General features: G+C 70.6%; 17 protein-coding genes. 7 read left to right on the forward strand and 10 right to left on the reverse strand.

What is annotated here, in order from left to right; genetic code table 11:
* The first annotated feature begins 641 nt into the window (after window positions 1-641).
* Window positions 642-1,550, forward strand: a complete 909-nt coding sequence (locus ACFZAX_RS25555; RefSeq protein WP_390964478.1) for a phosphotransferase — start codon at window positions 642-644, stop codon at window positions 1,548-1,550.
* A 156-nt stretch (window positions 1,551-1,706) separates the two neighbouring features.
* Complete coding sequence (locus tag ACFZAX_RS25560) at window positions 1,707-2,408, forward strand: hypothetical protein (RefSeq protein WP_390964479.1); 702 nt, start codon at window positions 1,707-1,709, stop codon at window positions 2,406-2,408.
* A 288-nt stretch (window positions 2,409-2,696) separates the two neighbouring features.
* On the opposite strand, the gene ACFZAX_RS25565 is transcribed toward ACFZAX_RS25560, so the two are convergent.
* Both ACFZAX_RS25565 and ACFZAX_RS25570 read right to left on the reverse strand, forming a co-directional pair.
* Entirely contained in the window at window positions 2,697-3,419 is a 723-nt protein-coding gene (locus tag ACFZAX_RS25565) for an alpha/beta fold hydrolase (RefSeq protein WP_390964480.1), read from the reverse strand.
* A gap of 134 nt (window positions 3,420-3,553) precedes the next feature.
* Window positions 3,554-4,132: a ferritin-like domain-containing protein gene (locus ACFZAX_RS25570; RefSeq protein ID WP_390964482.1), complete on the reverse strand. Its 579-nt coding sequence runs from the start codon at window positions 4,130-4,132 to the stop codon at window positions 3,554-3,556.
* Between the two features lie 490 nt (window positions 4,133-4,622).
* Between ACFZAX_RS25570 and ACFZAX_RS25575 the strand changes: the two genes are divergently transcribed.
* The 4 genes from ACFZAX_RS25575 (at window position 4,623) to ACFZAX_RS25590 (ending at window position 8,585) form a co-directional block, all read left to right on the forward strand.
* Window positions 4,623-6,503: an amidohydrolase family protein gene (locus ACFZAX_RS25575; RefSeq protein WP_390964483.1), complete on the forward strand. Its 1,881-nt coding sequence runs from the start codon at window positions 4,623-4,625 to the stop codon at window positions 6,501-6,503.
* A 121-nt stretch (window positions 6,504-6,624) separates the two neighbouring features.
* On the forward strand, window positions 6,625-7,287 hold the full coding sequence (locus ACFZAX_RS25580) for an isochorismatase family protein (RefSeq protein WP_390964484.1): 663 nt from the start codon (window positions 6,625-6,627) through the stop codon (window positions 7,285-7,287).
* Window positions 7,288-7,336: 49 nt separating this feature from the next.
* Window positions 7,337-7,876 carry a DoxX family membrane protein gene (locus tag ACFZAX_RS25585; RefSeq protein WP_390964654.1) on the forward strand — a complete coding sequence of 180 codons (540 nt, stop codon included), beginning with the start codon at window positions 7,337-7,339 and terminating at the stop codon, window positions 7,874-7,876.
* Entirely contained in the window at window positions 7,857-8,585 is a 729-nt protein-coding gene (locus ACFZAX_RS25590; protein ID WP_390964485.1) for a DUF1275 family protein, read from the forward strand. The genes ACFZAX_RS25585 and ACFZAX_RS25590 overlap by 20 nt, the downstream gene beginning before the upstream one ends.
* A 115-nt stretch (window positions 8,586-8,700) precedes the next feature.
* Here the strand turns inward: ACFZAX_RS25590 and ACFZAX_RS25595 are convergent, their stop codons facing one another.
* Complete coding sequence (locus ACFZAX_RS25595) at window positions 8,701-9,843, reverse strand: helix-turn-helix domain-containing protein (protein WP_390964486.1); 1,143 nt, start codon at window positions 9,841-9,843, stop codon at window positions 8,701-8,703.
* A gap of 452 nt (window positions 9,844-10,295) precedes the next feature.
* On the opposite strand from ACFZAX_RS25595, the gene ACFZAX_RS25600 reads away from it, so the two are divergent.
* Entirely contained in the window at window positions 10,296-13,061 is a 2,766-nt protein-coding gene (locus tag ACFZAX_RS25600; protein WP_390964488.1) for an AAA family ATPase, read from the forward strand.
* Between the two features lie 15 nt (window positions 13,062-13,076).
* Here ACFZAX_RS25600 and ACFZAX_RS25605 read toward each other — a convergent pair whose 3' ends face one another.
* The 7 genes from ACFZAX_RS25605 to ACFZAX_RS25635 form a co-directional block, all read right to left on the reverse strand.
* On the reverse strand, window positions 13,077-13,841 hold the full coding sequence (locus tag ACFZAX_RS25605; protein WP_390964489.1) for an ATP-binding cassette domain-containing protein: 765 nt from the start codon (window positions 13,839-13,841) through the stop codon (window positions 13,077-13,079).
* A complete protein-coding gene (locus ACFZAX_RS25610; protein ID WP_390964491.1) occupies window positions 13,838-14,638 on the reverse strand; it encodes an ATP-binding cassette domain-containing protein in 801 nt (266 codons plus the stop codon). Before ACFZAX_RS25610 ends, ACFZAX_RS25605 begins: the two co-directional genes overlap by 4 nt.
* Window positions 14,635-15,510, reverse strand: coding sequence for an ABC transporter permease subunit (locus tag ACFZAX_RS25615; protein WP_390964493.1), 876 nt, complete (start codon window positions 15,508-15,510; stop codon window positions 14,635-14,637). The genes ACFZAX_RS25610 and ACFZAX_RS25615 overlap by 4 nt, the downstream gene beginning before the upstream one ends.
* Window positions 15,507-16,472 (reverse strand): ABC transporter permease subunit, encoded by a 966-nt coding sequence (locus ACFZAX_RS25620; RefSeq protein ID WP_390964495.1) that lies wholly within the window; start codon window positions 16,470-16,472, stop codon window positions 15,507-15,509. The genes ACFZAX_RS25615 and ACFZAX_RS25620 overlap by 4 nt, the downstream gene beginning before the upstream one ends.
* Complete coding sequence (locus ACFZAX_RS25625; RefSeq protein WP_390964496.1) at window positions 16,472-17,992, reverse strand: ABC transporter substrate-binding protein; 1,521 nt, start codon at window positions 17,990-17,992, stop codon at window positions 16,472-16,474. Before ACFZAX_RS25625 ends, ACFZAX_RS25620 begins: the two co-directional genes overlap by 1 nt.
* A 51-nt stretch (window positions 17,993-18,043) precedes the next feature.
* Window positions 18,044-18,784: a DUF1684 domain-containing protein gene (locus ACFZAX_RS25630; RefSeq protein ID WP_390964498.1), complete on the reverse strand. Its 741-nt coding sequence runs from the start codon at window positions 18,782-18,784 to the stop codon at window positions 18,044-18,046.
* Window positions 18,785-19,374: 590 nt separating this feature from the next.
* Window positions 19,375-19,842: a hypothetical protein gene (locus tag ACFZAX_RS25635; RefSeq protein WP_390964500.1), complete on the reverse strand. Its 468-nt coding sequence runs from the start codon at window positions 19,840-19,842 to the stop codon at window positions 19,375-19,377.
* Window positions 19,843-20,056 lie beyond the last annotated feature (214 nt).

Genomic DNA, 20,056 nt, shown 5'->3' on the forward strand with positions numbered 1-20,056 from the left:
CAGAGATCGGCGACGCATCGCACTCTCCTTCGATGGACCTTCACTACCGGGGCAGGGCCACACCCGACTTCACCCGTTCATGCCAATCACATTAGAGGATGCACGGCCACCGAAGTCCCTATTCGCTCCATTACCCCGCACTCCCTGAATCCGACGAGGTGACACATCCCGCCCTGGACATATGCCAAGTGATCACCTGCGAAACTATTCAGTCACCCCATGCCCCTCTTGCGCGGGTATCACTGAATTTGAGCCCCGTCATTTCACGGAAGCGCCCCCCGCGCGCCCGCAGATGCCGTAGCGCCGAATGATCCGACCGAGCTACCGTGCGCCGGGCACGCGCCCCGTCCGCCGCGCGATTGCCCGTGCCCCGGGCGCGAAAAGGCGGCACCTGGGTCGTGTTCACCTCTTCCCGTCAAGCGGCCGGCGCCCGGCACGGCACCTCGGACGGGGACGGCGAAGCAACGTCCCGATGCTGATGTCAACCACGGGTGGGGTGGTACTTCCGGACTCCGCCGCTGAGTGTCCTGTTGCGCTGACGCTCTCACTCGGTCTCACACGACAAGGCGGATCGCGTTCCGAGCGGCGACTGCCTCGGAAAATCACTGGCGGCGTCGTGGCCTGAGCACAAGGCTCGCAGCGTGACACTTCACGAGAACGAGATCCGTGTGGATGAAGCGGTGGTCCGGTCGCTGCTGCTGGAGCAGCAGCCGCAGTGGGCCGCTCTTCCCCTCTCACAGGCCGGCGAGGGCACCGACAACAGGATGTACCGGCTTGGCGATCAGCTGCTGATGCGATTGCCACGCACCCCGGACAACGCGAAGGCCGTACGCAAAGAGCAGACGTGGCTGCCGCGGCTGGCACCACACGTTCCCTGTCGTGTCCCGGAGCCGGTACACGTCGGCACCCCGGGTTCCGCGTTTCCGCTCGCCTGGTCGGTGTACCGCTGGATCGACGGCGAGGAAGCCGGCCTGGGATCGGTCACGGATTGGCCCGCGCTCGGGGCCGACCTGGCGGCGATCGTGCGCAGCCTGCACTCGGCCCCTCTCATGGGCGCCACTCGTGAGGGCGAGCTCAGCTGGTACCGCGGAGGTGGGCTGCGCGCGTGTGACCGGTGGATCAGCGAGTGCTTCGACAACTGTTCAACGATCGAGGGCCTTGACCTCGACATCACGTACCTGCGACACCTGTGGCAGAGCGCGCTCGCCCTGCCCGAGCCCTCCGGCCACCATGTGTGGCTCCACGGAGACCTCAAACCCAGCAACCTCCTGGTACAGCGGGGAAAGCTGCACGCAGTCATCGACTTCGGAGCCCTCTCAGTCGGCTTCCCCGACGCCGAGCACTCGCCTCTGTGGGACCTTCCCCCCGCAGCCCGACAGGCGTACTGGGACGCCATGAGTCTCGACCACGAGACCTGGCTGCGGGCCCGGGCATGGGCCATCGCCGTCGGAATCAGCGGAGTGTCGTACTACTGGGCCACCTGTCCCGCCTTCGTCAACGAATGCCTCTCACGTCTCCGCGCGATCCTGAGGGCTGCCGGCGAGCGGTGACCAGTCCCGGACGGATACACCTGGATGACAGCCGCTGTCCGTGCCGTCGTCGCGCTCGAACTCGCCACCCGATCAGGATGGGAACGGGTCCCCTGCGCCGATGGCCGGCCGGCACGGTGACGGTCGGCTCGCAGGATGCTCGTAGGCTTGCCTGCCATGACGACCCGGACAGCGGGGGATCAGGTGCTCAATCCGTGGACCCGCACGACCAGGAACGCACCGTACGCGGTCCCCGAAGACCTGCCGCACTTGCAAGCCCTCGCCGATACGCAAGTCCGCCCCTCGCACGCGCGGTACCAGCTCAACCTGACACTCCCGCCGGAACCGTTCATCGGTCTCCACGACGCGCCGCTGGTCGTGCTGCTGGCCAACCCAGGCGTGAGCGAAGCAGACCCGGCCGCCTACGCCCGGCCCGGCGTGACCGAGCGAACCCTGCAGCACATCGCGAACGCCGGCGGGACCCCCAACCACTTCTTGACGCACCCCGACAAGGACCATCCAGGACTCCGGTGGTGGTCCCGGACCCTGAATGGCCTGACGAAGCAGGGGCACCGTCACGACGAACTCGCCCGGCAGATCCTTGCCGTGCAGTTCCACGGCTACCATTCGCCATCGTGGCGGCCGATCCCGTACACGCTGCCCTCCCAGTTCTTCGCCTTCCACCTGGTGCGCCGCGCCATGTCCCGTGACGCGGTGATCATCCTCGGGCGCATCGCGGCCATCTGGAAGATCGCCGTGCCGGAGCTGGCGTCGTATCCGCATGTGGTGACGCCGAAACAGAACCGGAGCGTGCACTTCAGCCGGGGCAACTTCAGCCCTGAGGACTTCGAGCGGATCGAGCAAGCCCTCACGAGCTGAGCGCGCACGGCGATGCGGTGCGCGCCGGAGACGCCCACGGGCGGGGGAGGAGGGCCGGCGGACCATCACCAGCGACCGTTCCGGTTCGTGCCTGGCGGTCGGCTCGAAGCGGGCGGTCGTCGCGGGAACGTGCAACGCGGCGAACACGGCGCCCGTGTCCGGCGGATCACGGCCGGGACACCACCCGGGCGCCCGCCGGCTGACCGGGTGACCTGACAGCCGGTCGGCTCAGCCGGACAGCCGGTCCCTCGGTCAGCCGGACAGCCGGACAGCCAACCGATCAGCCACTCAGCCGGTCGAGCGGACGGCACGCAGAATCAGGTCGGTCACGGGTGCGGGGTCGCTCACGGAGACCGCGTGGGGTGCGACGACGCTGACCGTGTGGGCGCCGGCCCGCTCGGCCATCCATTCCTCGGCGGCCGGCGGGATGTTGCGGTCCTCGGTGGCCACGAGGTACCAGCTGGGGATCTCCTTCCAGGCGGCTGCGGTGGCCTTGCCCTGGAGCGCGGCGAGGGCGATCGGACGCTGGCCCACGGACATCACCCGGGCGGTCGCGGCAGGCACTCCCGCCGCGAACTGCTGCTCGAAAAGGTGCTGTTCGATGATCAGCTCCTCGCCCTGACCGCCGTCGGGAAGCGGGTAGGACCGGGTGGAGGTCGCCTCTCCCAGGGTGCTGCCGGGGAACTTCCCGGTGAGTTCCAGCGCGCTCTCGCCGATGTCCGGCACGAAGGCCGCGATGTAGACGAGGGCCTTGACCTGCGGGGCGCCGGAGGCGGCGATGCTGATGACCGAGCCGCCGTAGGAGTGGCCCACGAGCACGACTGGGCCCGAAACGCTGTCCAGCACGCTACGGATGTAGGCGGCGTCGCTCTCCAGTCCGCGCAGCGGCAGTGCGGGCGCCAGGACGGGAAGGCCTTCCTGCTGGAGGCGTTCGATCACCGAACTCCAGCTGGAGGCGTCGGCGAAGGCGCCGTGGATCAGGACGACGGTGGGACCGGCCGAGGGGGACATGGGAAAACTCCTGGTGAACCGTGGCAGGGACAGGGATGACCGGCGGACCGGGGTACGGCCGTGCGGTCACGGAAAAGAAAAGGGGCGGGGCGCCGGCGCAGGCCTCGGCGGAGAGGCCGCTCACGGGGACCGCGTCAGGCGCGGACCAGTGGGGTGTCGACCAGGTGCTCGGCCAGGAACCACGCCTGCAGTTCCCCGGTCCGGATGACCTGCGAGACCAGCAGGTCGTTGGTGCCGTCGTCGCCGAGTTCGATGGTCCTGGCCGCCGCGTCGTGGGCGTCCACCAGGATCGTCTCGTGCGCCTCCAGCAGCCGGGACAGCATCGCCGGTACCTCTTCGGCCCCGTCCGGGGGCCGCGGGATCGAGGTGATCTCGGCGACGTGCCGGGGGTCGCCCACGGCGACCCCGCCCAGGGACTGGACGCGTTCGGCAATGGTGTCGACGAGTTCGAGCTGCTCACCCGCGTGCTTGTCCAGTACCAGGTGCAGTTGGTAGAAGGTCGCGCCACGCATCAGCCAGTGGTGCTTCTTGTATAGGCCGTAGAGGATCTGGGTGTCGGCCAGCACCCTGTTGAGCCGCTGGCAGGAGTACATCCGCGCCTCGTAGGTGAGGCCGATCGGGAACTGCTTGACCGTGCCGAACTCCTGGATCACTTCGCCCTTCTGGTGCAGCCAGGGCTGGCTGCTGCTCAGGGACGGGGACGGGTTGGTCATGGGTTCCTCCTGCGATGCCGTGCTGCGTCGTGAAGTGCCTGCGGTACCGCGAGTCGTGAAGTGCGTGCGGTGCCGCACGTCGTGAAGTGCGTGCGGTGCCGCGAGTCGTGAAGTGCTGTGCCGCGCCGCCCGCACTCCGGCGACGCTAGACGTCCGGGCCGACGGCGCGAGTCCCGCAGTGCATGCGGTGATGCCCGTCAGCGCACACGGCGTGCCGGGAATGAAACCGGTGCACTCTCGGAACGCACCGGGTGCGCTGCCGGAACACGCGTGCGTACCGACCTCTCCTAATCTCCTGACGGAGCGATCGGACATCACCTTCTCCACGAACACGGCGGAAGGTTGATCCCCCCTTTACTCCCCCGAATTCACACTCCGGCGATCAAAGCGCACGAGGGTGCGGATATCGGCACGTGCGGAAAAGCACGGAAATGCAACACGGTTCCCACTGGCTGTTCCCACTGCAGGAGGTTGTCCAAAGGTGTCCACCATGCCGGTCGGAGGGCTGGTCCCCAGCGCCACCGAAAACGCTGCAGACCTCGTCGTCCGCAACGCGAAGATCCACACCGGCGACCCTGGTCGCCCGCAGGCCGGGGCCCTCGCGATCCGCGACGGCGTCATCACGGTCGTCGGCGACGACAATGACGTGGCGCCTTTCGTCGGGCCGGGCACACGGGTGGTCGACGCACTCGGCCGCCGGATGATCCCCGGCCTCAACGACTCCCATCTGCACGTGATCCGGGGCGGGCTCAACTATGTGCTGGAACTCCGCTGGGACGGCGTCCGTACCCTGCGCGAGGGTCTGGCGATGCTCCGGGAGCAGGCGGCCCGGACCCCGAAGGGCCAGTGGGTGCGGGTGGTCGGCGGGTGGTCCGTCGAGCAGTTCGCCGAACGGCGCCTGCCGACCGTCGCGGAACTGAACGCCGCCGCACCGGACACCCCGGTGTTCGTGCTGCACCTGTACCAGTCGGCGGTGCTCAACCGGGCGGCGCTCAAGGCGGCCGGGCACACCAGGGACACCCCCGATCCGAAGGGCGGGCAGATCGTCCGTGGCCGGGACGGGGAGCCCACGGGCATGCTGCTGGCCGCGCCGAGCGCGCTGATCCTCTACTCGACGCTGGCCAAGGCGCCGGTGCTGGAGGGTGAGGACAAGAAGATCTCCACCCTTCACTTCCTGCGGGAGCTGAACAGGTTCGGCCTCACGTCCGCGATCGACGCCGCCGGCGGTTTCCAGAACTTCCCCGAGAACTACAGCACCGTCGCCGAGCTGGCCGAGGAAGGCAGGTTGTCGCTGCGGATCGCCTACCACCTTTTCCCGCAGACGGCGGGCCAGGAAATCGACGACCTCACGCGCTGGATCGAGATGACGCGCGCCGAGGACGGGGACGAATGGCTGCGTCTGAACGGCGCGGGCGAGAATCTCACCTGGGCCGCGGCGGATTTCGAGAACTTCGCCCAGCCGCGTCCGGAACATTCCGCGGACTACGAGGTCGAGTTCGAGAAGGCCGTGCGACTCCTCATGGAGAACGGCTGGGGGTTCCGGCTGCACGCCACGTACGACGAAACGATCCGCCGGGACCTCGCGGTGTTCGAGAAGCTTGCCGCCGAGGGTCTCTTCCCGGCCGGGAACCGGTGGCTGTTCGACCACGCGGAGACCGTCTCGACGGACAGCCTCGACCGGGTCGCCGCGCTGGGCGGTGCCATGTCCGTGCAGAACCGTCTGTCGTTCCAGGGCGAGGCGTTCCTGCGCCGTTACGGTCCCGGCGTCGCGGCGGACGCCCCTCCGGTGCGGGCCATGCTGGAGCGCGGACTGACGGTCGGCGGCGGCACGGACGCCACTCGGGTCTCCACGTACAACCCGTGGATCGCCCTGCACTGGCTGGTCACCGGGCGCACCGTCGGCGACGTGGTTCTGCGTCCGGCGCTCAACCGCGTCGACCGAGCGACGGCGCTGGACATGTTCACCCGGGCCGGTGCGGAGCTGACGGGCGAGCAGGACGTCAAGGGCGTGCTGCGGCCGGGCTGCTTCGGTGACCTCGCGGTCCTCTCCGAGGACTACTTCGACGTGCCCGACCAGGACATCGCCCACATCGAGTCGCTGCTGACCGTCGTCGGCGGCCGGATCGTCTACGCCACCGCCGAGTACGAGGGGCTGGACGAGGAGCTGCCGCCGGTCAGCCCGGCGTGGAGCCCCGTCACCCGTTTCGGCGGCTACCAGGCCGCCCCGCGCACCGGTCCGTCGGGCGCCCGCCAGGCCGAACTGCTCGGTCAGGCCGTCGCCGAGTCCGAGCAGCACCGCCAGTGGCGCGCCCGTCGCGGTCTGGCTCCCGAGACGGACAGCCCGGTCTTCGACCCCTGCTTCTCGCTCTGATCTGCCCCTGATCTCCCGGGAGGGGCCCGGTCACGAGCCGCCCCTCCCGGGGCACCACCGCATCACCCGCTCGCGCGCCGGCAGCCGTCCGCGCGCGTCCCACCGCTGGAAAGGTTCTCCCATGACCGACATCTCCGAGGTCACCGCCGTCCCGAGCGACGCCCTGCTGACCCCCGACAACTGCGCGGTGCTCTTCGTGGACCACCAGCCGCAGATGTTCTTCGGTACGGGCAGCGGCGACCGCACCGCGATCATCAACGCGACGTTGGGCCTGGCGAAGGCGGCGAAGGTCTTCGACGTCCCCGTGGTGCTGAGCACGGTGGCCGCCGAGTCCTTCTCCGGCCCGCTCATGCCCCAGCTGGCCGGTGTCTTCACGGAGCAGAAGATCATCGACCGCTCCACGATGAACGCATGGGAGGACGTCGCGTTCGTGGAGGCCGTCAAGGCCACCGGCCGCAAGAAGCTCGTGATCGCCGGTCTGTGGACCGAGGTCTGCGTCGTCCTGCCCACCCTCTCCGCGCTGGCGCAGGGGTACGAGGTCTACGTCGTCGCCGACGCGTCCGGCGGCGTGACCCCTCAGGCCCACGAGCACGCCGTCCAGCGGATGGTCCAGGCCGGCGCCGTCCCGGTCACCTGGGTGCAGGTGCTGCTCGAGCTCCAGCGCGACTGGGCGCGTACGGAGACGTACCTGCCGGTCATGGACGTGGTGAAGGAGCACGGCGGCACCTACGGACTCGGGGTCGTCTACGCGCAGGCCGTCATCGGCGAGCACGCGGCCGGCTGATCCGCTCCATCCGGACATCGACGAAACGTCAGGAACAGGCATGAACGCAATGGACACCGGGCTCCTGGCCCTCCGTCTGGTGGTGGGACTCCTCATCGCCGGACACGGGGTGCAGAAGGTCAGTTTCCGGCTGGGCGGCAACGGGTTCGCGGGCGGGACCGAGGAGTTCCGCCGCGACGGATTCCGTGGTGGCCGTCTCACCGCGCTCGCCGCGGGCGGCAGTCAGATCGGCGCCGGCCTGTTCCTGGCGGCCGGTGCGCTCACTCCCCTGGCGGCGATGGCCGCCATGGGAGTGATGACGGTCGCCGGAACCGTCAAATGGCACAAAGGGCTGTGGGTCCAGAACGACGGATACGAGTACCCGATGGTTCTCGTCGTCGCCTCGGGGGCGCTCGCGCTCACCGGGCCCGGCCGCTGGTCGGCCGACCGTCTGCTCGGACTGGCCACCTGGCCGCTCTGGGTCGTGATCGCGGCCCTCGTGGCAGGCCCGGCGAGCGGCCTGCTCACCCGGGCGGTGCTGCACCGCCCCTCCGTAGTCCACCCCGCCGCCCCGGAAGGAGCGACTCCGCATGCGCACCCTGCTCGTTGACGCGGCTCGCACACTGGTTCCCCCGAAGGGGGACCGGCACGGCCCGCTGCCGCCCCTCATGCTGACGCTGACGGTGGTCACCGGCCTGATCGACGCCGTGAGCTACCTGTCGCTCGGGCACGTCTTCGTCGCCAACATGACCGGCAACGTGGTGTTCCTGGGGTTCGCCCTGGCGGGTGCCGACGGCCTGTCCGTGCTCGCCTCCCTGGTGTCGATGGCCGCGTTCCTCACCGGCGCACTGGCCGGAGGCCGGTTCGGCTCGCGGTTCGCGGCGCACCGGGGACGGCTGCTGGCCTTCACCACGGCGCTCCAGGCGGTGCTCGTCCTCGGAGCCCTCGTCGCGGTCACGGTCTCCCACGGCGAGGTGACCTCCTGGGCCCGCTACACCCTGATCGTCCTGCTCGGCCTGGCCATGGGCATGCAGAACGCGGTCGCCCGCCGCCTCGGCGTTCCCGACCTGACGACGACCGTACTGACCCTGACGCTGACGGGACTGGCCGCGGATTCCGGTCCGGCCGGTGGCGCCGCGCCCCGGCCGGGACGGCGCGTCCTGTCCGTGCTGGCCATGTTCCTCGGCGCGCTCGTCGGCGCCGCGCTGCGCACCGAACTCGCCGTCACCCTGGCCCTCGCCCTGGCGTTCCTCGTGGTGACGTCCGTGGTCACCCGCCGCCTCTCGGCCCAGGCCGCGGCCTGGACCGAGCCGGCCTGAACCTGGGCCGAGCCGTTCTGCCCGGACGCGGGCCGAGATGCCCGCGTCCGGCTCGTACGCGCTCCTCGTACGCGCTCCTCGTGCGTGGCGGTGGACCGGGGCCGTGGGACACGCCCTACGCGGAGAGGACCCGCTGTCCTTCCGCCGGGCGGCTCCGGTTACCGGCGGAGGCCTGGGTGCGGCCGGGAAACACCGGCTGCTGCGCCGCCGACGCCGAGGACTGCCATTGGCTGGGAGACATGCCGTACGCGTCCCGGAAGGCCCGGCTGAAGTGCGAGGGGCTGACGAAGCCCCAGCGGTGCGCCACGGCGGCCACGGTGAGCCTGCGGCGCGGTGTGCGGCCCAGTTCGCGGCGGCACGCCTCCAGTCTGCGGCGGCGGATCAACCGGCTCACCGTGGTGCCCTCGTCCTCGAAGAGCTTGTGCAGGTACCGGACGGAGATGTGGTGGGCGCGGGCGATCGAGCGCGGCGACAGATCGGGGTCCGTCAGATGCAGATCGATGTGGTTCCGGATGGCGGCCGCCATCCGTGTGCCGGGGTCCGGGGAGTCCGGGCGCTCCGTTCCGACGGCGTCGACGACGAGCGCGGCGAGGATCTCCACCGCGTCGGCGACGAGCCGCTCACCGGGCCGCGAGTGGTGGGTCTCCCTGACCTCCGCGAGTACCGAAAGGGAGTGCGACACCAGTGCCCCCACCCCCTCCGCGCAGCGCAGGGGTACCCCCAGAACCCGGCGCAGGTCGGTGTCGGTGATCGTCAGAAGGTGCCGCGGTACGTGGAAGACCGTCATGCGGTACGCGTCGCCGGGGCGCGGGGAGGCGAGCGTCCCGGGCCCGCAGAACACGATGTCACCCGGCTCCAGGAAGACTTCGGCTCCGCCGTGTGTGACGGCTGCCGAGCCGTGGACGTGCTGGGCGACGTGGAGCGTCTCCGCGTCGCCGGAGTCCGTCAGCCACGGCGGCACGGAGAGCTGCTGGTGACGTGGCTTGACGAACCCGCGGGAGCGGCCGGAGCCGTCGGCATCACGGAAGTCGCCGGAAGCGCGGGATCCGTAGCGGTCGTACGGACCGTGGGACTCCAGAACGGAGATCCGCAGGCCCTCGACCGCGGCTCCGGGAGAACGCCGGCCCAGCACCGTCAGACGGGGGCGGCTTTGAGAAGGGGCCGGAGTAAGGGAAGGGACGGAAGGGAGGGAGAGGCCGGGGCGGGCCGAGGCGTCCGCGAGGTGGGCCGGCTCCGCCGCCGGTGCGTCTTCGGCCACGGAACGGCAGCACCTGTCGGCCGGCCGGTCCGCGCCGGCCGTGACTCGTCCTCTCCCGGAGCCGCGGCCTCCCTCGGCCTCGGCGTTCTGCTGGGTGTGCACTGCGTTCCTCACGCTCGATCTCTCCGTCATCCATGTGATCGTCGGCACCTCGACGATGCGGCCGGGGCGTCCGCACGACCGGGACGCGGCGCGACGCACGTCCGCGCGCTCGTCCGTCGGGTGTCTCCGGGCCACGCTCAAGGTGTGGTGTCCGGGTGCTTCGGATGCTGTCAGGGGGACGGAGCACGGCGCTTCTGTCATGTGACCAGTCATGTGCCGGTGAGCGCCCCCACGGGACTCCGCCCGTCGCTTCACGCCCGCGACCTGGCAGGATGCCTGGGAGCGGCCTGTCAACGTACGTCGCTCCGCGCCCCTCGGGGCGGGTGGTTCGCGGGGAAGGGAAGAGCACCATGGATCTCGGTACCGAGACGGTCGCCGAGCCGGAGATCCTGAGCAGGGAAGCCGAGCTGGCCCGGATCTTCGAGCTGGTCGACACGGCGGACGGCACGGGCTCGAAGGTGCTGGTGCTGACCGGCGAGCCCGGAGCCGGCAAGAGCACCCTGGTGGACCGGGCGGCCTCGTACGCCGCCTCCATCGGCCGGCTGGTGCTGCGGGTCCGGGGCGCCGAGGGCGAGCGGGAGCTCGGTTTCGCGGGGATCCATCAGCTGCTCCACCCCCTCCTCGGCGGAATCGGACGACTGCCCGCCCACCAGGCCGAGGCGCTGCACCTCGCGTTCGGGACGGCCAAGGCGGAACCCTCGCAGCGGCTCGACCCGATGCTGACCCGGCTCGGCGTACTGAACCTGCTCTCGGAGGCGGCCGCGGAGCGACCGCTGCTGCTCGTCGTCGACGACGCCCAGTGGCTGGATCTCGGCTCCCTGGAGGTCCTCGCCTTCGTGGCCCGAAGGCTGGAGGGCGAACCCGCCGCCCTGCTGCTCGCCGCCCGGGACGAAACGGTTCCGCAGCGGTTCGACCGCGTCTTCCCGCACCTGACAGCCGGTCCGCTGGACCGGGCCGCCTCCGTGCTCCTGCTGAACGCCCAACCACACCCACCCCGAGGCAGGGCCCGCTCCCAGATCCTCCAGCAGGCGTCCGGGAACCCGCTGGCCCTCATCGAGCTCGCCCGCGCCTTCGCGAAGGACCCCAGCCGCCGTGACCGGGGGGCGATCGACTCGCTCCCCCTCACCGCCCGGCTGGAGCAGATATTCGCCGCCGAGCTCCCCACCCTCCCCGAGGCGACACGGCGGGCCCTGCTCCTCGCCGCGGCGGCCGGCACCGCCCAGCTCTCCGACGTGCTCCACACAGTTCCCGGCATGGACGGCCCCGAGGTGTGGCTGCCCGCCGAGCGGACGGGGCTGGTGCGGGTCGAAGGCGGCGAGGTGCGGCTGCGCCATCCCCTCGTACGTTCCGCGATCTACCAGGCCGCCACCTTCACCGAGCGCCGCGAGGCCCATCTGGTGCTCGCCGCCGCTTCCACCGACGAACCCGACCGCCGTGCCTGGCACCTCGCGGCGGCGGCGCTCGGTCCGGACGCGGAGGTCGCCGACGCCCTGGCCGCGAGCGCGGAGCGCTCACGCCACCGGGGCGGGTACGCGGCCGCGGCGGCGGCGCTGGAGCGCGCCGCCGAGCTCACCCCGGACCGGGACCAGCGCGCGAGCCGCCTGCTCGCCGCGGCGTGGTCGGCCACGCACGGGGGACATCCGCAGTGGGTGAACGAGATCACCTCCCGGGTCGCCGCGCTGACGGAGGACGCGCAGGTCCTCGCCCAGGCCTCCACACTCGCGGGCTGGTCCCTGGCCGTGACGCTCCGGTACGAGGACTCCATCGCCTATCTGTTGCCGGTGGCCGAATCCATGGCCGCCGAGCACCCCGGCCTCGCCCTGGACGCCGCGGGCACGGCCGCGACCCCCGCTTACCGGTCCGGAAACCCCTTCCACCGGACCGAACTCCTGCGGATCACCGACCTCATCGCGGGGGAACCGCACAAGGTCGACCGCATCTGGGTGCTGGCCTCGTGCGCTCCCTTCACCGCCCGGGACCGGGCCATGGAGCTCTTCAACCACGCGCTGGAAACCGTGTCGGAGGGCGGGCTGTCCGACACCATCGTGCTCGGCGGCGCGGCCTGGGCGCTGGACGAGACGGACCACGCCGTCCGCCTCCTGGGGCGGGCCATGGACCATCTGCGCCGGGCCGCGACGGCCGGCGCCAACGCGACCGCCGCGTTCTCGCTCGCCAACTCCCTGTTCGAGAGCGGTGCCTGGACCGCGGCCCAGTCCAGCGCCGAGGAGGCGTTCTGGATGGCGACGGAGGCGGGCGCGGACTACATGGCCGTGGGTTCGCCGCTCCTCCAGGCCGCGCTGCGCGCCGCGCGCGGGGACCACGCGGGTGCGCGCGCCCGGGCCGACCGGGCCGTGCGCACCGTCGACCTGCGCAAGCTGCCGGGCCTGTACGTGGCCCACCGGCGGGCGCTCGCCATGGCGGCCCTCGCGGAGGGCGACCACTCGACGGCGTACGAGCAGTACCGGCGCACCTTCACCCGGGACTTCCATCCGCTGCCCGTGCACTACCACGCGTCCCTGTACTGCGTCGCGGATCTCGCCGCCTCGGCCGTGCGGGCCGGGCAGGCCGACGACGCCCGCACCGTCCTCAGGGCCGCCGAGGGAACACTGAGCGGTTCACGCTCCGTCCGGCTCAACGCGGTCCTGCACCGGGCCCGGGCCCTGCTCGCCGACTCCGGCAGCGCCGAGGCCCACTTCCGGGCGGCGCTCGCCGACCCGGCCGCCGTCCAGTGGCCCTTCGAGCACGCCCTGGTCAACCTGGACTTCGGTGAATGGCTGCGGCGCCACCGGCGGAGCGCCGAGGCGCGCCCGCTGCTCGGCACCGCCCTGGAGTTCTTCGAACGGCTCGACGCGCGCCCGTGGATCGAGCGCGCCTCCGCCGAACTCCGTGCGGCGGGCGTGGCCGTGACGGCCGTGACCGCTCCTGACGCGGCGGCCGACCTGACGCCCCAGGAGCTCCAGATCGCCCAACTGGCCGCGGACGGGCTCACCAACCGGGACATCGGCGCCCGGCTCTATTTGTCGCCCCGCACCATCGGCTTCCACCTGCACAAGATCTTCCCGAAGCTCGGGGTCACCGCGCGCGGTCAGCTCCGCGACGTGCTGGGCCGTGACTGACCGCTCCCGCAGGGGTCACACGGGCAGGCGCGGCACGCTGTCGATGAGGCGGCGGGTGTAGGGGTGCGCCGGAGCGCCGAGCACCTGGGCGGTGGCGCCCTGCTCGACGATCTGCCCGCGCTCCAGCACGGCGGTCCGCTCGCAGAGGGTGGCCACCACGGACAGATCGTGGGAGACCATCACCATCGTGAGCCCCCGGTCCTCCTTCAGCTCGGCCAGCAGGTCGACGACCTTCACCCGGGTGGTGACGTCCAGCGCGCTGACCGGCTCGTCGGCGAGCAGGACGCGCGGGTCGCAGACGGTGGCGCGGGCGATGGCGATGCGCTGGCGCTGACCGCCGGAGAACTCGTGCGGATAGCGGTCGACGGCGTCCGCCTGGAGGCCGACGGCCTCCAGCGCCGCGGCGACCTTGGGCGCGGCGGTCGTACGGCTGTCGAGGCCGAGGGAGCGCAGCGGCTCCGCGACGATCGCGCCGACCTGGCGGCTGGGGTCGAGCGAGGAGTAGGGGTCCTGGAAGACGCACTGCACGCTGCGCCGGAAGCGGCGCATCTGCGCGCGGTCGCGCGGATTCAGGTCGGCCCCGTCGAAGTGGACGGCGCCAGCCGTGGGCCGGGCGAGGCCCAGCAGCAGGCGGAGCAGGGTCGTCTTGCCGGCGCCGGACTCGCCGACCAGCGCGAGGCTCTCGCCCGCGTCGACGGCGAGGGAGACGTCGCGTACCACGTCGGCGTCGGAGCCCCGGTAGCGTACGGCTGCGTCCTTCAGCTCCAGTACCGGCGTCATCGCGCGCTCCTCAGGTCCAGGGCGGATTCCAGCTTCCGGGCGCTGGCGACCAGGGTGCGGGTGTACTCCTCGCGCGGTGCGTGCACGACGTCGTGGACCGCACCCTGCTCGACGGCCCGCCCGTCCTTCATGACGAGGACCCGGTCGGTGACCTTGGCGACGACGGCGAGGTCGTGGCTGACGAACAGCACGGCCATCTCCCGTTCCCGCACCAGGCCGTCGATCAGGTCCAGCATCTCCGCCTGGACGGAGACGTCCAGGGCGGTGGTGGGTTCGTCGGCGATGAGCAGCTTGGGTTCGCAGGCGAGCGCCATCGCGAGGGCGACGCGCTGACGCTGTCCGCCGGAGATCTCGTGCGCGAAGGCGCGGGAGATCCGCTCGGGTTCGGGCAGCCGGACCTGTTCGAGGGCCTCGATCACGGCGGCGCGCAGGGGCTTGCCCTTGAGGCCGGTGCGCCGGGCGAGCGGTTCGGCGACCTGCCGGCCCAGTCGCATCAGCGGGTCGAGCGCGGTCAGCGGTTCCTGGAAGACGATGGCGGCGTCCCGTCCGCGGACCTCGGTGAGGCGCTTCTCGGGGGTGCCCACCGTCTGGGTGCCGGCGAGTACGACGCTGCCGGCCGAGGTCATGCCCTCGGGGAGCAGTCCGAGCACCGCGAGGGTGGTCAGGGACTTGCCGGAGCCGGACTCGCCGATGAGGCCGAGCCGTTCACCGCCGGCCACCGTGAAGGACAGGTCGTCGACCAGGGTCCGGCCGTCTTCGGTCCGGACGGTCAGTCCCGTCACGTCGAGGAGAGTCACGCGCGCCTCCGCCGGGTGGCCGGGTCGAGGGTGTCCCGCAGGCCGTCGGCGACGAGGTTGACGCCGATGACGAGGAGGACGAGCAGGATGCCGGGCGCGAGCGCGCCGACGGGTGCCGTGGTGAAGGTGGCCTGGGCCTCCTGGAGCATGCGGCCCCAGGAGGCGTTGGGCGGTGGTGCCCCGAGGCCGAGGTAGGAGAGCCCGGCCTCGGCGAGGACCGCGAGTCCGAACTGGAGGGCGAGGTTGACCACGAGGGTGGGCCAGATGTTGGGCAGCACGTGGGAGAGGACCGTGCGCGGCCAGGAGGTGCCGGAGGTGCGGGCGGCGGTGATGTAGTCGCGTGCCAGGACCCGCTTGACGAGGACGCGTACCAGACGCGCCACGACCGCGCTCTGCGCCAGGCCGATCGCGAGGACCGCCGAGCTGAGCGTCGCCGAGCGCGCGGCGACGATGAGCATCGCCAGCAGCAGCGTCGGGAAGGCGATGAGGATGTCCAGCAGCGCCGAGAACGTGTCGTCGAGCCAGCCCTGCGCGAACGCGGCGAGCACGCCCAGGGTGATCCCGATGAGCGCGGCGACGGCCACCGAGCCGAGTCCGGCCTCGACGGCGATGCGGGAGCCGGTCATCACCTGGGTGAACAGGTCGCGGCCGAGCTTGTCGGTACCGAGCAGGTGACCGCCGCCCGGTCCGTCGAGCCGTCCGCCGGAGGTGTCCTCCGCGTCGAAGGGCAGCCAGAAGAACGACACCACGGCCAGCAGCACGATCAGTCCGGCGAGTACGCAGCCGACGATCAGGTTGGCGGAGCGGCGGGAGCGCCGCTTGGCCCCGGTGGCCGCGACGGCCACCCGGGTGGTCAGGTCGGTCCCGGTCATCGGGTACCTCCCGAGAGTCGGCCGCGCAGCCGCGGGTCGATGATCCGCTGGACCAGGTCGGCGACGAAGCCGATCAGGAGTACCGCGAGGGTGGAGACGAAGAGCACGCCCTGGATGACCGGGTAGTCGTGCTGGGAGATGCCGTTGGCGAGGAGCGAGCCGAGGCCCGGCAGCGCGTACACCGACTCCACGACGACGGCTCCGAGCAGCGTCGAGGCGAGTTCGATGCCGAGGATGGAGATGACCGGGACCGAGGCGTTGCGCAGGCCGTGCCGCCACATGGCACGGGCGAAGGACGAGCCGAGCGCCCGCGAGGTGCGCAGGTAGTCGCTGCCGAGCACGTCGAGGGTGGCGGAGCGTACGTAGCGGATCAGCGAGGCGCTCATCACCAGGGCGATGGTCACGACCGGCAGCACGAGGGCGCGGACCGCCTCGGCGGGGTCGGCCCAGCCGTCCGGCGGGAAGCCGCCGGACGGCAGCCAGCCCGCGTTCAGCGCGAACACCGCGATGAGGATCATGCCGAGCCAGAACACGGGGATCGCGATGCCCAGTTGGGACACGCCGCTGAGCAGCGCTCCGTACCAGGTGCGCCGCTTGTACGCGGCGACGAACCCGGCGGGTACGGCGACCAGGACGGCGAGGACGAACGCGGCCAGCGTGAGCGGGACGGTGACATCGAGCCGGGCACTGATCTCGGGGCCCACCGGCAGCGAGCTGACGAACGAGGTGCCGAGGTCGCCGCTCGCCATCTGCGCGATCCAGTGGGTGAACTGCTCGGGCAGCGGGCGGTCGGAGCCGATGGAGTGGCGGGCCGCGGCGATCTGCTCGGGGCTGGCGCCGACCGAGGTGAGTGCGTTGGCCGGGTCGCCGGGGAGCATGCGCAGCAGTGCGAAGAGCACCACGCTCGCCAGGGCCAGCGACACCAGGAGGAAGGCGAACCGGCGCAGCAGGTAGCGCGCCATCAGCCCGTCTTCTTGATGTCGTAGGCGAAGAACTGGGAGTTCAGGCCGTTGAGCGGGTAGCCGGAGAGCTTGGTGCTCGCGACGACGATCTGCGGGTAGAGGTAGAGCCAGTCGCTGGCGGCGTCCTTGGCGGTCTGCTCGTTGACCTTCTTGAGCAGTGCGGTCTGCGCGGCCGTGTCGGGCGCCTCTTCGGCTTCCCTGACCCACTGGGTGACCTGCGGGTTGTCGTAGCCCCAGTAGAAGTCGGGGTCGCCGTACCAGACCAGGTCGCGGTCGTTGACGTGCTCCTGGAGGGTGGCCGAGAAGTCGTGGTTCTTGTAGACCTTCGTGTACCACTCGTCGGGTGTGATCGTGTTGATCTTGACGGTGATGCCGACCTTGGCGAGCTGGGACTTGATGAAGGTCGCGGCGGTCGGGTGCGGGTCGTAGTTGGGGGTGTCGAGCGTGAAGCTGAAGCCCTTGGCGTAACCGGCCTCGGCGAGCAGCTTCTTGGCCTTCGTCACGTCGTGGGCGTTGACGGAGGTGAGGTCCTCGTACCAGGGGTCGGTGGGCGGGACCATCGAGCCGATCTGCTTGCCGTAGCCGCCCCAGACGGACTCCAGGAGCTTCTTGTCGTCGATGGCCGCGGAGACGGCCTGGCGCACCTTGACGTCGGTGAAGGGCTTGGCCTTGTCGTTGAACGCCAGCAGCAGCTTGGTCGTGGAGTTCCCGTCGTTGACCTTGTAGGAGCCGTTGCTCTTGAACTGCTCCAGGGCGTCGGGCGACTGCTCGCTGGTGACCACGTCCACGGCGTTGGTCAGCAGCGCGTTGTTCAGCGCGGTGGCGTCCTTGTAGTAGTGGAAGACCACCTGCTTGTTGGCGGCGGCGTCGCCCCAGTAGCCGGCGAAGCGGTTCAGGCTCAGCGCGGAACCGCGGGTCCACTTGTTCAGGGTGTACGGCCCGGTGCCGTCCTCGGTCGTCTTCAGGTTCTTCGCCTGGGAGTTGATGATCCAGACGTAGGAGAGGTTGTAGACGAAGGAGACCGACTTCCGGGACAGCGTGATCTTCACGGTCCGCGCGTCGGGGGTGGCGACGTCCTTGACGACTTCCAGGTTGCTCTTGCGGGCGGACTGGGAGTCGTCCGCGAGCACCTTCTCCAGGCTGTACTTGACGTCCTCGCTGGTGAGGGCCTTGCCGCTGTGGAACTTCACGCCGTCGCGGAGGGTGAAGGTGTAGGTGAGACCGTCGGCGCCGGTCGTGTAGTCCTCGGCGAGGAGCTTGTCGACCTTGCCGTCGTCGGTGAGCCGGAACAGACCCTCGTAGACGTTGCCGTTGAGCACCTCGGTGACGCCCTGGCCGCCGCCGGCGGTGTTGTCGAGGTTCTGCGGCTCGTAGAGGGAGCCGATGTTGACGACCGCGTCCTTGTTCCAGGTGCCGCCGCCCGAGGCGCTGGTGCCGCCGTTGCCGCCGCAGGCGGTCAGGGCCACGGCGAGAGCGGCGACGGTCGCGGTGGAGAACACGACGTTCTTCTTGGTGCTCATGGGTGAGGGCTCTTTCGGTGCGTGGAGCTGCGGGGTGGTGGGGACTGGCGATCAGTGCTGTGCGTCGAAGCCGTCGCGGAAGACGGGGAGCTTCTCGCCGGCCTCGATGGGCAGGTGGAAGCGGTTCTGCCGCGGCGGCATCGGACAGTTGTACTGATCGGAGAACCCGCAGGGCGGCACGAAGGCCTGGTTGAAGTCGAGGACGACCCGGTTCTCGTCCTCCGTGCGCCGCACGAAGAGGAAGCGTCCGGCGCCGTAGGTGGAGTCGCCGTTGGTCGGGTCGCCGAAGACGAGCAGCAGGGTGCCGTCGTCGTCGAAGGCGCTGAGAGTGTAGTCGCGGCCGTCGAAGGTGAGCGCGATGTCGCCCGGGACGACCAGGTCGCGGCTGCCGCCGTTGTCCCGGATGTGCTCGAAGGCGACGCGCCGGGCGCCGGGGACGGGCGTGTACGTGGCCTCCAGCACCAGGGCGGGGTCGTACGCGAAGGTGTCGACCCGGTCGAAGGCGCGGATGGCGGATGCGTCGGCGTCCCAGAACCGAAGGCCCCGCTCGGGCTCGCCGCTGACCAGGTCGGTGCGCCGGACCTCGGTGACGGTCACGGTGTCCGGCGCGTCCGCGCGTGCGGCCTCCACGTCCGGGGTCTCCCCCGTGGGCGCCCAGCGGGTCTCGACCAGGGCGAGGTTGCCCATCGGGGAGGTGAGCGCACGGTGGCGCTCGGCACGCCAGGCGTCCCATGCCTCCGCCGGGTCGACGGTCGCGCGGGCGGGGGTGGAGTCGGACACGGCAGTACTCATTCGTCTAGGCGGGGCAGCACTCACCCTCCGGTACTACAGGAGGTGAATGCATGGCCAAAGCATCACCTTTATTGGTCATAAGTCCCCCTAATGTCAAACCTTCGATCCACATGGTGAGACGGCCGTCCCGGTCACGGAAGCCGCCATTCCAGTCCTGCCACCGACGGAACAACCCAAGCCGTTTTCCGGGAAGGGAACTTGCACGCCTCCTGCGTACCGGCCGGTCGGCTCCCGGATCAGCACCCGATCGACACCCGGGGGATCGTCCCGAGGAGCGAGAAGACAGGGCGCGTACGGCGACCAGCCGACCGGGCCCCGCGGCGGGGCGCCCCGGCGGGGGGCCGCGTCATCGCTGTGCGCTGGGCGCGTCACCGCGGTGGCGCCGGGCGCAATCGCGCCCCTCTTCTCCCCGATCGTCTTCGGCGAGGCGGGAGGGGCGGCCCTGGCGATCACCGCCAGGACCGTCCGTCAGGAACGGCCCACCGGGGTTGCCGTAGCGGTCGGCGAGGTCCCGCAGCGACGGCCCATCGGTCGGACCGGTGGGCCGTCGCCGCGCGGTGGCGCGGCGCACGGCGCCTACGAGTACTCCGTCACGACGCGCAGACGAGTTTCAGAAACACCCGAAGCGCGTCGGTGTGCAGCTCCTGGACATATATGTAGACGCTGCTGTCGCAGTCGTCGACCACGTTGTCATAACTTCCGTACCCCACCTTCACTCCCTTCGGGATCTTCTGCCACTCCCGGCCTTCCGACGACGGGGTGATTTTCACCAGTTCGATCCCCGGGCGACCGGAATCGGCGAGGAACTCTCCCCATTCCTCCCGGGATGCGTCGAACTGCATTTCACCTTCGGAGCCCGACCAGTCCTCCTGCTCACAGAAGCGCAGGTTGGCCACTGCGTCAGGAATGTCGAGACCGTACACTTTCTCGACCTTTTCCAGACTGCGCCCATGCGTGCACCCCGCGTACATACGGGAGTCATCCCGCGCTGCAGAATTCTTGCCCGTCTCTGCGCGAGTGGTCGCACCGCAGCCCCAGCAGGACACAGCGACGAACACGGGCAGGACAATTCTGCACACCAGCCGAACTCGACCGATTCGATTTCCCATTTCGCTCCCCGCGCCAGAAGTCGTGCTCGCTGCTGGTACCGAGCACGCCGCAGCCTGCGCGTACCCATACCCGTGAAGATCTGCAAACCAGTCGAAGGGGCCCCGTACTTGCTCTCGCCTCTGCCGAGGTTCCACTTTCCGAAAGGTCGGCGCGGCAGGACGT

The organism is Streptomyces sp. NPDC008125 (assembly GCF_042957125.1).
GTDB lineage: Bacteria > Actinomycetota > Actinomycetes > Streptomycetales > Streptomycetaceae > Streptomyces.